The sequence below is a fragment of the Amycolatopsis sp. NBC_00348 genome (genome assembly GCF_036114655.1).
GTDB lineage: Bacteria > Actinomycetota > Actinomycetes > Mycobacteriales > Pseudonocardiaceae > Amycolatopsis.
Genome location: NZ_CP107994.1, coordinates 6,934,130 through 6,946,988 on the forward strand (window position 1 = coordinate 6,934,130; position 12,859 = coordinate 6,946,988).

Genomic DNA, 12,859 nt, shown 5'->3' on the forward strand with positions numbered 1-12,859 from the left:
CTACTCCGCGTTGCTGGAGTGACCCGGGAACAGGTGCGCGTCCGGGTCGAGCGCGACGGCGATGTTATTGACGGCCGTCGCGGCCTCGCCGAAACCGGTCGCGATCAGCTTGACCTTGCCCGGGTAGGCGGCGACGTCGCCCGCCGCGTAAACGCGTTCGCGCGGGGTCGCCATCGTCGAGTCGACGGCGATGGCGCGGTGGTCGATCTCCAGGCCCCAGCTCTCGATCGGCCCGAGGTCGGCGGTGAACCCGAGCGCGGCGACGACGGAGTTGGCCGGCAGCCGCTCCTCGCCGGTCGCCTTCACCGAGACGTCGACGGCTTCGAGCGCACCGCTCGCGTCCTCGACGAACGCCGTGACCTCGGCGTCGGTGATGATCCGGGTGCCGAGCTCCCGCGCCTGCCGGACGATCGACTCGGCGGCGCGGAACTTCGCGCGGCGGTGCACGAGCGTCACGCTGGCCGCGACGGGGTGCAGCGCGAGCACCCAGTCGAACGCCGAGTCGCCACCGCCGACGACCACGACGTGCTGCCCGGCGTGCGCCTGCAGCGCCGGGACGAAGTGGACCATGCCGCGCCCGAGCCAGCCGTCGCCGGCGGGCAGCGGCCGCGGGGTGAACTCGCCGATGCCCGCGGTGATCAGCACGGCGCCGGCGCGCAGGGTCTCCCCGCCGTCGAGGGTGAGCTCGACGCCGTTTCCGAGCGTCTCCAGCTTTTCGGCCTTGCGCCCCAGCAGGTAGGTCGGCTTCCACGGCGCGGCCTGTTGCACGAGGCCGTCGACGAGGTCGCGCCCCTTGACCGCGGCGAACCCGCCGACGTCGTAGATCATCTTCTCGGGGTACATCGCGGTCACCTGGCCGCCGGGCTCGGGCAGCGAATCGACGATGGCCATCGACAGCCCGCGAAACCCGGCGTAGTAGGCCGCGAAGAGGCCGGTCGGGCCCGCGCCGATGATCACGAGGTCGTAGGAGTCCCCAGAAGCTTCAGTCATGCTCGCTCCAGCCAGTGGTGGATGGCGGTGATCGAGAACACACCCGATCCTAGCCTCGCGGAGGCCCGGAGGTGGCCGACGCCACCACGCGGTGGCCGCGGGTGGTCTCGCCCCGCGGCACGAACGGCCCGCTCGCACCCACGCGCTCGGCGCGAACGGCCCGTTCGCGCCCCACTCGGCGCGAACCGACCGCTCGCGAACGGCCGGAAAGCGCCTGCAGACCCCACTCGGCACCGTTCACGCTGACGCCAGTGGGCGGTTCACAGCCGATTCGGCACGAACGGACCGTTCGCGCGGGGCGGGACATCCACAGGCCACCTCGGATGTGGACAACTCGGCCTCCCAGGGTCACGAACGCCGGTTTGGTCACCGCCCGCCGATAAACTGGACGTGGGGACGCCCCCCTCGGGAGGGTGGGGGCCGCTTGCCGGGGCGGTGGGGACTGCTTACCGGGGCCGGGCACACCCGCGGCATCGCGGCGCGCGACCTCCGGCCGCTCAGCAGGCGGACCACCCCGGCGCAGGGTGCGCAACGCCACCACGCGGTGCCCCGCCAACAGGTCCAGAATCGGTGTCATGGCTGACCAGGAATACCGGATCGAACACGACACGATGGGCGAGGTCCGCGTGCCGGTCGACGCGCTCTACCGTGCGCAGACGCAGCGGGCCGTCGAGAACTTCCCCATCTCCGGCCGGGGCCTGGAGCGCGCCCAGATCCGCGCGCTCGGCCTGCTCAAAGCGGCCGCCGCGCGCGTCAACCTCAAGCTCGGCGTGCTCGACGCCGACGTCGCCGACGCCATCGCCAAGGCCGCCGACGAGGTCGCCGACGGCGCCCACGACGCGCACTTCCCGATCGACGTCTTCCAGACCGGCTCGGGGACGTCGTCGAACATGAACGCCAACGAGGTCATCGCGACGCTCGCCACCCGGACCCTCGGCCGGGACGTGCACCCGAACGACCACGTCAACGCGTCGCAGTCGTCCAACGACACCTTCCCGACGACGATCCACGTCGCCGCGACCGAAGCCGTGCTGAAGGACGTCATCCCGGCGCTCGACCACCTCGCCGGCGCCATCGAGACGCGCGCCGCGGAGTGGACGGACGTCGTGAAGTCCGGCCGCACGCACCTGATGGACGCGGTGCCGATCACGCTGGGCCAGGAGGCCGGCGCGTGGGCGTCGCAGGTCCGCTACGGCATCGAACGGCTGAAGTCCGGCCTGCCCCGCCTCGGTGAGCTGCCGATCGGCGGCACCGCCGTCGGATCCGGGCTGAACGCCCCCGACGGCTTCGGAAGCGCCGTCGCCGCCGAGCTGGCGTCGGTCACCGGGCTGCCGCTGACCGAGGCCCGCGACCACTTCGAGGCGCAGGCGACGCAGGACAGCGTCGTCGAGACGTCCGGGCACCTGCGCACGCTCGCCGTGTCGCTCAACAAGATCGCGAACGACCTGCGCTGGCTGGGTTCCGGCCCGCGCACCGGCCTCGGCGAGCTGGCGCTGCCGGACCTGCAGCCGGGCTCATCGATCATGCCGGGCAAGGTGAACCCGGTGATCCCGGAGGCGACGCTGCAGGTCGTCGCGCAGGTGATCGGCAACGACGCGGCCGTCGCCTTCGCCGGCGCCGCGGGCAACTTCCAGCTCAACGTCAACCTGCCGGTGATCGCCCGCAACGTCCTCGAGTCGGCCCGGCTGCTCGCCGCCGTCTCGCGGCTGCTGGCGGACAAGGTGTTCGACGGCGTCACGGCGAACGTCGAACGCACCCGGCAGTACGCCGAGGGCTCGCCGTCGATCGTGACGCCGTTGAACAAGTACATCGGTTACGAAGAGGCCGCCGCGGTCGCGAAGCAGGCCTTGAAGGAGCTGAAGACGATCCGCGAGGTCGTCATCGAACGCGGCTACGTCAAGGACGGCAAGCTCACCGAAGCGCAGCTCGACGAGGCTCTCGACGTGCTCCGCATGGCCCGCGGCGGCAAGTGAGCGGCTACCGCCGGCGCAGGAGCTTGTCCGCCAGCGCCGGCGGGGTGTAGTCCTTCTCCGCCGGGTTCAGGTCGGTGCCCGGCGGGACGATCTCGTCGATCCGGTCCAGCACGTCGCCGTCCAGCTCCAAGTCGGCGCCCGCCAGCAGGTCGTCGAGCTGGGCCGGCGTGCGCGGGCCGATGATCGCCGACGTCACGCCCGGGTGCGCCCGGACGAACGCCGTCGCCAGGTGCGTGAGCGGCCGGCCCAGGTCGTCGGCGATCTTCTTCAGCTGCGCGATGGCCTCGAACTTGACGGCGTTCTCCGGCAGCGCCGGGTCGAACTTGTGCGCCTGCAACGTCCGCCGGCCTTCGGAAAGGTCCACATCGGACGGCTTCAGGTACTTGCCGGACAGCCAGCCGCTGGCCAGCGGGCTCCACGTGAGCACGCCCATGCCGTACTTCTGCGCCGTCGGCAGCACCGCGGCCTCGATCGCCCGGTTGAAGATCGAGTACGGCGGCTGCTCGGCGCGGAACCGCACCAGGCCGCGCTTTTCCGCCACCCACTGGGCTTCCACGATCTGCTCGGCCGGGAAGTCGGACGACCCGACCGCGCGCACCTTCCCGGACCGGACGAAATCCGAGAGCACCGAGAGCGTCTCCTCGATGTCGGTCGCCGGGTCCGGCCGGTGGACCTGGTAGAGGTCGACGTAGTCGGTGTCGAGGCGCCGCAGGCTGTCCTCCAGCGCGCGGGTCAGCCAGCGCCGCGAAAGACCACCCTGGTTCGGGTCGTCGCCCATCCGGAAGAAGCCCTTGGTGGCCAGTACGACGTCGTCGCGGCGGCCCTTGAGGGCCTTCCCGACGATCTGCTCGTTCTCGCCGTTCGAGTACATGTCCGCGGTGTCCCAGAAGTTCACGCCCGCGTCGAGCGCGGTGTGCAGCATCCGGACGCCCTCTTCGTGGTCCGGGTTGCCCCACTGGCCGAGCATCATGGCGCCGAACGCGTACTCGCTGACCGAGATCCCCGTGCCACCCAGAATTCGTCGTTTCATGCCACCACCCTGCGGGCGGTTCCGGGGCCGAGCCAGGCCGCCTCCTGCCTGGGTCCGGCAGTACCAGGCTGCATCGCCGGGATCCGGGGGATACTTGTCGACATGAGTGACGCAGCCGAGCTCGGCGCCTTCCTGAAGGCGCGTCGCGCCGCCCTCGAACCGGAGGAAGTCGGCCTGCCGCAGGGGATCACCCGGCGCCGCGTGGCCGGGCTGCGCCGCGAGGAGATCGCCCAGCTCGCGGGCATCAGCGTCGACTACTACACGCGGCTGGAGCAGGGCCGCGCGAAGAACGTCTCGGACGCGATCCTCGACGCGCTGGCCCGCGCGTTGCGGCTGCGGCCGGACGAGGAGTCCTACCTGCGCAACCTCGCCGCGCCGAAGCGCCGCGACCGGCTCGGGCCCCAGCGGGTCCGGCCCGAGCTGCAGCTCATGCTGGACGCCGTCCAAGCGCCCGCGTTCATCTTCGGCCGCTACCTGGACGTGCTGGCGTGGAACGCGCTCGGCGGTGCGGTCGCGTTCGACTTCGGCAACCTCGACGAGCGCAGCATGCCGAAGCTGTTCTTCCTGGACGAGCGCGCGAAGCAGCTGCACCCCGAGTACGACGCGGTGTGCCGCGAGCTGGTCGCGAACCTGCGCGCCGAGAGCGGCCGGCACCCCGGCGACCCGGGGTTCGCCCGGCTGATCGGCGAGCTTTCCCTGGCCAGCGCGCGGTTCCGCACGCTGTGGGCCGAGCACCACGTGCAGGAGAAGGCCCAGGGCTGGAAGCTCATGCGGAACCCGGTCGTCGGCGAGCTGCGGCTGCGCTACGAGACGCTGCGCCTGCCCGACGACCCGGACCAGGGCATGGTGATCTACCACGCCGAACCCGGTTCGGAGTCCGCCCGCGCGCTCGGCCTGCTGGCCAGCTGGATCGCCGAGGCCTCCAGCGCCGACCGGCCGGTGAACTTCCGTTCGTAGTGGCCTTGACCAGGGCGGATGTCCCGCCGACGAGAAATTGTCGGTGGTCGGGGTCATGATGTCCGGGTGTTGCTCAGCGAGATAGTCCGGGCGTCCGCCGACCTGGCGGCGACGAGGTCCAGGAAGGCGAAGATCGCCCTCCTGGCCACGCTGCTGCGCGCGGCCGAGGTCGCGGAGCTGCCCGTGGTGATCGCGTACCTGACCGGGCAGACGGCGCAGGACCGGCTGGGTGCGGGCTGGCGCACCCTGGCCGGGCTCGGCACGTCGCCGGCCGACGAGCCCACGATCACGGTCGCCGAGGTCGACACGGCGTTGACCGAGGCCGCGGGCGTGGCGGCGGGCACCGGGTCGTCGACACGGCGGCAGGAGGTGCTGCGCGCGCTGTTCGTCCGGCTCACGAAGGGCGAGCAGGAGTTCCTGTTCCGGCTGGTCACCGGCGAGCTGCGGCAGGGCGCGCTCGAGGGCGTGATGGTCGACGCGGTCGCGGCGGCGGCCGACGTTCCGGCCGTGGACGTCCGGCGGGCGTTCATGCTCTCCGGCAAGCTGCCGACCACCGGCGTCGCGGCGCTGACCGGCGGGCAGGCGGCGCTGGCGGAGTTCCGGCTCACGCTGGGCACGCCGATCCGGCCGATGCTGGCGTCCCCGGCGGAATCGCTGGAAGAGGCCGTCACCGAGCACGCCGAGGCGATCGTCGAGTACAAAATGGACGGTGCGCGGATCCAGGTGCACCGCCAGGGTGACGAGGTGCACGTCTGGACGCGGACGTTGCGCGAGATCACCGGCAGCGTCCAGGAACTGGTCGAGCTGGTGCGGGCGCTGCCGTGCGAATCGGTGGTGCTCGACGGCGAAACGCTGGCCCTGACCGACGCCGGGCGGCCGCGGCCGTTCCAGGACACGATGAGCCGGTTCGGCAGCACCCGCGAGGAACAGGTGAAGGCGCTACTGCTGCGGCCGTACTTCTTCGACTGCCTGCACCTCGACGGCGTCGACCTGCTGGACGCGCCGCTGTCCGAGCGCAACGCGGCGCTGCGCAAGGTCGCCGGGGCGCACGTGATCCCCGGCGAGGTGGGCGTTGCGCGGGCCGCCGAGGTGCTGGAGGCGGCGATGGACGCCGGGCACGAGGGCGTGATGGTCAAGGACCTGGCGGCGCCGTACGCGGCCGGGCGGCGCGGGCGGGCGTGGCTCAAGGTCAAGCCGGTGCACACGATCGACCTCGTGGTGCTCGCCGCGGAGTGGGGTCACGGCCGGCGCACGGGCAAGCTGTCGAACCTGCACCTGGGCGCCCGCGACCCGGACGGCGGCCCGCCGATCATGGTGGGCAAGACGTTCAAGGGCATGACCGACGAGCTGCTCGCCTGGCAGACGTCGACGTTCCAGGAGATCGAGACCCACCGCGACGACTGGACGGTGTACGTCCGCCCGGAGGTCGTGGTGGAGATCGAGCTGGACAGCGCCCAGGTCAGCACGCGCTACCCCGGCGGCCTCGCGCTGCGCTTCGCCCGGGTGGTCCGCTACCGCCCGGACAAGGAAGCCGGGGACGCGGACACGATCGACGCGGTCCGCGGCCTGTTGCAGGGCGACCGCTCGGAAGGAGGCGGACAACGAAAGTCTTGATAACGACATCTCGCGCGTCGGTGGTGCTTTCCTCCTAAAAGGAAAGACGAAAGTCGATGTTGCCTTCTCCCCTTCCTGACCAGAGTGGCTGACGGAGTTCCTTCAGCCAGGGGAGAAAAGCATGAGACTGCGCGCTGCCGCCGGCTTGCTCGCGAGCACGACCCTGCTCGTGACCGCGTTCGCCGCACCCGCCGGTGCGACGCCCGTGCCGAGCACGCCGGACGCCGGGCACCAGCCGTCGAAGCACCACTTCTCGGCGGCCGCGCAGTCGTTCGTCGGCGCGGACACCGTGCAGAAGCGCGTCGCGAAGCTGGAAGCCGCGATGTCGACGTTGCCGAAGGAGAGCACCGCCTACAACGCGACGAAGCTCTGGAACCAGGGCATCACCGGCGCGGGCAGCACGGTCACGACGCTCGTGTCGTTCGGCGACGACCAGGTCAAGCAGGTGCTCGACACCTACTCGAAGAACCACGGCCTGCCGCCGGCGAACGTCGAGATCCTGCAGCCGTCCGGTCCGGTGCCGGCGTGCACCGACCCCGGCGTCGACACCGCGACCTGCCAGGGCTGGGGCGGCGAGACCGACCTCGACGTCACGATGATGCACGCCTTGGCGCCGAACGCGAAGATCATCGTCGCGGCCACCCCGGTCGCCGAGACGCAGGGCTTCACCGGCTTGCCCGAGATGATGCACGCGGTCGACTACCTGACCGAGCACAAGCTGACCGACGTCATCTCGATGAGCTTCGGCACGACCGAGGAGAACTTCCCGTCGTTCGACTCGATCAAGACGCTCGACCCGGCGCTGGAGCGCGCGAGCAAGGCCGGCATCACGATGGTCGCCTCCTCCGGTGACGACGGCCCGACCGGCGGCTACCTCTACGGCCCGGGCAACTACCCGTACCGCGTCGCGAGCTGGCCGGCGTCCGACCCGCGCGTCACGACGCTCGGCGGCACCCAGCTGCACCTCGACACGACCGGCGCCCGCACCAAGCCGGATGACGTCGTGAACGTCGCCGACAACGGCTTCTCCGAAGGTGCCGGCCTCTCCAAGACGTACGCGCGGCCGAACTGGCAGGACGGCGTCAAGAAGATCACCGGCAGCAAGATGCGCTCGTTCCCGGACATCAGCATGGAAGGCGTGTTCGGCACGTCGCAGTCCGCGCCGCTGTTCGCCGGCGTGCTCGCGCTGGCCGTGCAGGCCAAGGGCGGCAAGCTCGGCCAGATCAACCCGGCGCTGTACACGAAGCTGGGCCCGGCCGGCACCAAGGCGGGCATCATCGACGTGACCGAAGGCGACAACAGCCAGGACGGCGTGACCGGCTTCACCGCGGCGAAGGGCTTCGACGTCGCCAGCGGCTGGGGCACGGTCGACGCGTCGGTCTTCGTTCCCGCGCTGGTCAAGGCGCTGAAGTAAGCCACCGGGCGCGCCCCGGACGCACACCGCCCGGGGCGCGCTCGGGTTCAACCACGGCAGCCGAGCACGACACGATCGAGTGGTCCACAAAGGATCCACCGGCGGTTACCAGCCGGTATCCTCCGAGGATGTACGGCTCGAAGCTCACGCGCGTCTCGTTCGCGGTCATCGCCGTGGTCGCGCTGACCGGCCTGGTCAGCCAGGTGATCGCCACCGCGGGCGACACCACCGGGCAGTACCGCACCGCGGGCGCGCGGATCGCGAACATGTTCTGCTTCTTCACGATCGACTCGAACCTGCTGGTCGCCGTGACCTCGCTGCTGGTCGCGCTGGGCGCCGCCCGCGTCACCGGGCCGTTCCGCGTGTTCTGGCTCGACGCGCTCGCCGGCATCATCGTGACCGGCGTCGTCTACCAGGTCGCCCTCTCCGGCCTGTACGAGCTGAACGGGCTCTCGCTGTTCGCCGACACCATGCTGCACAAGGTGACGCCGATCCTGTTCGTGCTCAGCTGGCTCCTCGCCGGCCCGCGCGGCGCGCTGACCTGGCCCACTGTGTGGTGGTCGCTGATCTACCCGGCGGCGTGGCTCGCGTTCACGCTGGTGCGCGGCGCGTTCACCGGCTTCTACCCGTACCCGTTCGTCGACGCGGACGCGCTCGGCTACGGCCGCGTGACGCTCAACTGCGTCGTCATCGGAGTCCTCTTCACCGCGCTAGCAGCGGGGTTGTTCCTGGCCGACCGGGCGTTCCACCGCCGCGCGCTCCACCGGGCCGCGACCGCCGAGCCGCAGCCCGAAGTCGTCTGACCCAGCTCCAGCCGGCTAGCCACGGACGCGGCGGAACGCGTTGAGCCCGTCGGTGAACCCCGCCTGCACGAGCGTCAGCGCCGCACCCCGCCGGTCGACCGGCCGCCCGGACGCGATCCGGTGCATCTGCCGGGTGTGCCACTGGATCTCCAGCAGGCTGTCGGCCAGCCGGATGCCGGTCTTCGGGCAGCGCCGCTGCGCCTCGACGTCCTCGCCGGCCAGCAACCGCGCGGGCAGCCCGGGGTCGACGACGAGTGGCCGGCCGAGGCCGATGACGTCGAGTTCGCCGGAGCCGAGCGCGTCGGCCATCCCGCCGGGCGTGGTGAAACCGCCGGTGACCATCAGCGCGACGTCGGAGACGTTGCGCGCCTTCGCCGCGTAGTCCAGGAAGTACGCTTCGCGTGCTTGAGTGCTCGCCCGGCCCGAGCCCATCATCACGGCCCTCTCGTACGTGCCGCCGGAGACTTCCAGCAGGTCCAGCCCGGCTTCGCCGAGCGCGTGGACGACCTCGAGCGACTCGTCCTCGGTGAAGCCACCGCGCTGGAAGTCGGCGCTGTTGAGCTTGACCGACACCGGGACGTCGTCCCCGACGGCGTCCCGCACGCGCCGCACGACCTCGAGCAGGAACCGCCGCCGACCGGCGGCGTCACCGCCCCAGGCGTCGGTCCGCCGGTTGGTCAGCGGCGAGAGGAACTGGGAGACGAGGTAGCCGTGCGCGCCGTGGATCTGCACGCCCGCGAAGCCCGCGTCGACGAACGTGCGGGCCGCGACGCCGAAGCGTTCGATGATCGCTTCGATCTCTTCGCCGGACAGGGCGCGCGGAGCGGCGAAGGCGGTACGCACGCCTCGATCGCCGAAGGGCACGGCGGACGGCGCGACCGGCTGCCGTGCCAAGTAGCGCGGACTCTGCCGGCCCGGGTGGTTCAGCTGCACCCAGAGCTGCGTGCCGGTGCCCTCGACCGACCGCGCCCACGGCCGGTAGACGTCGGGGTCGGGGTCGGGGCTCAGCGCGACGTTGCGCGGCTCGCCCAGCGCGCTCGGGTCGACCATGACATTGCCGGTGATCAACGCGCCGGCGCCGCCGCGGGCCCAGGTCCGGTACAGCTCGGCCAGCTCGCGGGTCGGGGCGTTGCGCCGGTCGCCGAGCTGCTCGCTGAGCGCCGACTTGACCAGCCGGTTGGGCAGCACGGCGCCGCAGCGCAGCTTGAGCGGCTCGGCCAGCAGGTCGTGAGTCATCGCGTGCTCCCCTCGTGGCGTACTTACCGGCAGTAACCTTACCCGAAAGTAGATACCGCCGGTATGCCATTGCTGCGGCGACGGCCCACTAGGGTCTGCCGCATGACCGCGATCGTGCAGAACCTGGTGACCTCCGGCGTCTTCGAGCTCGACGGAGGCAGCTGGGACGTCGACAACAACGTGTGGATCGTGGGCGACGACGCGGAGGTGATCGTGATCGACGCCGCGCACGACGCGAAGGCGATCGAGAACGTCGTCGGCGACCGGAAACTGGTCGCGATCGTCTGCACGCACGCGCACAACGACCACGTCAACGCCGCCCCGTCGCTCGCCGAAGCCACCGGCGCGCCGATCCTGCTGCACCCGGCGGACCGGGTCGTCTGGGACCTCACGCACCCGGACCGCGCACCGGACGGCGAGCTCGCCGACGGCCAGACGATCACCATCGCGGGCACGGACCTGCGCGTCATCCACACGCCGGGCCACGCACCGGGCGCGGTCTGCCTGTACGCCGAAGGGCTGGGCGTCCTGTTCACCGGCGACACCCTGTTCCACGGCGGCCCCGGCGCCACCGGACGGTCCTATTCGGACTACCCGACCATCGTGAAGTCCATCCGCGAGAAGCTGTTCACCCTCCCGGACGCCACCAAGGTCCACACGGGCCACGGCGAGGGCACGAAGCTCGGCGCCGAGAAGTCCGCTTCGAGCGGCTGGGAACAGCCCTGAGAAGCGGCGGCACTTTCACGTGAAAGTGCCGCCTCAGGAAGTGTGCTTCCGGGCGACGAGGTAGCCGAGCGCGTGGCTCCCAGGGCGGTCAGCACGTCAGCCGCGGCGGGACGGGCTCCACCCGGACCCGCTGCTTCGCCTCTTCCACCAGGTTCCGCGCCCACTGCTGCAGCCCCGCGACGTCGATCCCGTGCGGTGGCTCGCTCCGGAACGGCTCGATGTTCGCCGCGCCGCGCTCCAGCAGCGATGCCGCTCCGGACGTGTTGCCGCGTGCCGCGTGGGTCAGGCCGACCGCCAGTTGCGCCAGGCCGCGCCACAGCTCGCGGTCCGGGCCGTCCGAGGTCTTCCAGGCGTCCTCGAAGACCTCGTGCGCGTGGAACGGCTTGCCGTCGTCGAGCAGGTGCTGGGCTTCCGCAAGCGTTTGCGCCGGGGTCCGGACGATGCCTTCCGGCTGCCGCTCGACGCCGTCGGCGCCGTACGGCAGCGGGCGGCCGAGGCCGTCGCGCGGCCGTGCGTTGCGTGCTCGCCCCTCGGCGTCCCGGTCGCGGCGGCTCATGCCCCGATCCTCCCACGCACCCGGCCGCGTTCGCCGTCTCCCGCCGAGCCACGTAGCCTGGGGACTCGTGCGTTTCCTCGACGGCCACCGGCCCGCCCACGACCTGACCTACGACGACGTGTTCCTGTTGCCGAACCGTTCGGACGTGGAGTCCCGCTTCGACGTCGACCTGTCCACCGCGGACGGCACCGGCGCCACCATCCCGATCGTCGTGGCGAACATGACCGCCGTCGCCGGCCGCCGGATGGCCGAGACCGTCGCCCGCCGCGGCGGCCTGGTGGTGCTGCCCCAGGACGTCGACAGCGCGGCCGTCGCCGACATCGTCGGCTGGGTCAAGAGCCGCCACACCGTCTGGGACACGCCCCTGGTGCTGACCGGCGGTGACGCCGTCGCCGACGCCCTCAACCTGGTCCACAAGCGCTCCCACGGCGCCGTCGTGGTCGTGGACGGCGAAGGCCGCCCGACCGGCATCGTGACCGAAGCGGCGTGCGCGAACGTCGACCGCTTCGCGCGGCTCGCCGACGTCGCGCAGCCGCCGACCGCCATCGTCCCGCTGGACACGCCGCCGCGGCACGTCTTCGAGCTGCTGCACGCCCAGGGCGCCCACCTGGCGCTGGGCCTGGACGCCGACGGCCGGCTCGCGGGCGTGCTGACCGCGGTCGGCGCGCTGCGCGCCGACATCTACACCCCGGCGGTCGACGACGGCGGCAGGCTGCGCGTCGCGGCCGCCGTCGGGGTCAACGGCGACGTCGCCGCGAAGGCCGCGGCCGTGCTGGAGGCGGGCGTCGACGTGCTGGTCGTCGACACCGCGCACGGCCACCAGGAGAAGATGATCGCCGCGCTGAAGGCCGTCCGGTCGGTGTCGCCGCAGGTCCCGGTGGTCGCCGGGAACGTCGTCACCGCCGAGGGCACGCGCGACCTGATCCAGGCCGGCGCGGACGTCGTCAAGGTCGGCGTCGGGCCGGGCGCGATGTGCACGACCCGGATGATGACCGGCGTCGGCCGCCCGCAGTTCTCCGCCGTGGCCGAGTGCGCGGCCGCCGCGCGCGAGCTGGGCAAGCACGTCTGGGCCGACGGCGGCGTCCGCCACCCGCGCGACGTCGCGCTGGCGCTGGCCGCGGGCGCGTCCGCGGCCATGGTCGGCTCGTGGTTCGCCGGCACCTACGAATCCCCCGGCGACCTGCGGTTCGACGAGCAGGGCCGGCCCTACAAGGAGTCGTTCGGCATGGCGTCGAAGCGCGCGGTGGGCGCCCGCACGCGCACGGACGGCTCGTTCGACCGCGCACGCAAGGCGCTGTTCGAGGAGGGCATCTCGTCGTCGCGGATGTCCCTCGACCCGGCGCGCCCGAGCGTCGAGGACCTGCTGGACTCGATCGGCTCCGGCGTCCGGTCCTCGTGCACCTACGCGGGCGCGCGCACCCTGGAGCAGTTCCACGAGCGCGCGGTACTGGGCGTCCAGTCGGCGGCCGGCTTCGCGGAGGGCCGCCCGCTCCCCTCGGGCTGGTAAACGCCGTGAAGGCCTCCTTACCGGCCATAAGAGCCGGTAAGGAGGCCTTCACG

Annotated in this window: 11 protein-coding genes; 7 read left to right on the forward strand and 4 right to left on the reverse strand. The window is 71.8% G+C overall.

The features are described from left to right. Nucleotides 1-990, reverse strand: coding sequence for an NAD(P)/FAD-dependent oxidoreductase (locus OHS58_RS30205; RefSeq protein ID WP_326944333.1), 990 nt, complete (start codon nucleotides 988-990; stop codon nucleotides 1-3). Nucleotides 991-1,565: 575 nt separating this feature from the next. Between OHS58_RS30205 and OHS58_RS30210 the strand changes: the two genes are divergently transcribed. Next, nucleotides 1,566-2,963, forward strand: coding sequence for a class II fumarate hydratase (locus tag OHS58_RS30210; protein WP_328644776.1), 1,398 nt, complete (start codon nucleotides 1,566-1,568; stop codon nucleotides 2,961-2,963). A gap of 4 nt (nucleotides 2,964-2,967) precedes the next feature. On the opposite strand, the gene OHS58_RS30215 is transcribed toward OHS58_RS30210, so the two are convergent. Further along, the gene (locus OHS58_RS30215) at nucleotides 2,968-3,993 is read right to left on the reverse strand and encodes an aldo/keto reductase (RefSeq protein ID WP_328644777.1); all 1,026 of its coding nucleotides are present in this window, start codon (nucleotides 3,991-3,993) and stop codon (nucleotides 2,968-2,970) included. A 102-nt stretch (nucleotides 3,994-4,095) separates the two neighbouring features. On the opposite strand from OHS58_RS30215, the gene OHS58_RS30220 reads away from it, so the two are divergent. From OHS58_RS30220 to OHS58_RS30235, 4 genes are all read left to right on the forward strand, one after another. Continuing rightward, nucleotides 4,096-4,950, forward strand: coding sequence for a helix-turn-helix domain-containing protein (locus OHS58_RS30220; RefSeq protein WP_328644778.1), 855 nt, complete (start codon nucleotides 4,096-4,098; stop codon nucleotides 4,948-4,950). 66 nt (nucleotides 4,951-5,016) lie between these two features. Then, a complete protein-coding gene (locus tag OHS58_RS30225) occupies nucleotides 5,017-6,564 on the forward strand; it encodes an ATP-dependent DNA ligase (RefSeq protein WP_328644779.1) in 1,548 nt (515 codons plus the stop codon). A gap of 121 nt (nucleotides 6,565-6,685) precedes the next feature. Beyond that, complete coding sequence (locus OHS58_RS30230; RefSeq protein WP_326944338.1) at nucleotides 6,686-7,978, forward strand: S53 family peptidase; 1,293 nt, start codon at nucleotides 6,686-6,688, stop codon at nucleotides 7,976-7,978. A gap of 128 nt (nucleotides 7,979-8,106) precedes the next feature. Beyond that, nucleotides 8,107-8,781, forward strand: a complete 675-nt coding sequence (locus tag OHS58_RS30235; RefSeq protein ID WP_328644780.1) for a Pr6Pr family membrane protein — start codon at nucleotides 8,107-8,109, stop codon at nucleotides 8,779-8,781. A 15-nt stretch (nucleotides 8,782-8,796) separates the two neighbouring features. Here the strand turns inward: OHS58_RS30235 and OHS58_RS30240 are convergent, their stop codons facing one another. Further along, nucleotides 8,797-10,017, reverse strand: a complete 1,221-nt coding sequence (locus OHS58_RS30240; protein ID WP_328644781.1) for an NADH:flavin oxidoreductase/NADH oxidase family protein — start codon at nucleotides 10,015-10,017, stop codon at nucleotides 8,797-8,799. Nucleotides 10,018-10,119: 102 nt separating this feature from the next. On the opposite strand from OHS58_RS30240, the gene OHS58_RS30245 reads away from it, so the two are divergent. Beyond that, nucleotides 10,120-10,743 carry an MBL fold metallo-hydrolase gene (locus tag OHS58_RS30245; protein WP_328644782.1) on the forward strand — a complete coding sequence of 208 codons (624 nt, stop codon included), beginning with the start codon at nucleotides 10,120-10,122 and terminating at the stop codon, nucleotides 10,741-10,743. Between the two features lie 88 nt (nucleotides 10,744-10,831). Here OHS58_RS30245 and OHS58_RS30250 read toward each other — a convergent pair whose 3' ends face one another. After that, nucleotides 10,832-11,299 (reverse strand): DUF309 domain-containing protein, encoded by a 468-nt coding sequence (locus tag OHS58_RS30250; protein ID WP_326944342.1) that lies wholly within the window; start codon nucleotides 11,297-11,299, stop codon nucleotides 10,832-10,834. 67 nt (nucleotides 11,300-11,366) lie between these two features. Here OHS58_RS30250 and OHS58_RS30255 point away from each other — a divergent pair, with 67 nt between their 5' ends. Then, nucleotides 11,367-12,806, forward strand: coding sequence for a GuaB1 family IMP dehydrogenase-related protein (locus OHS58_RS30255; RefSeq protein ID WP_328644783.1), 1,440 nt, complete (start codon nucleotides 11,367-11,369; stop codon nucleotides 12,804-12,806). The last annotated feature ends 53 nt before the right edge of the window (nucleotides 12,807-12,859 follow it).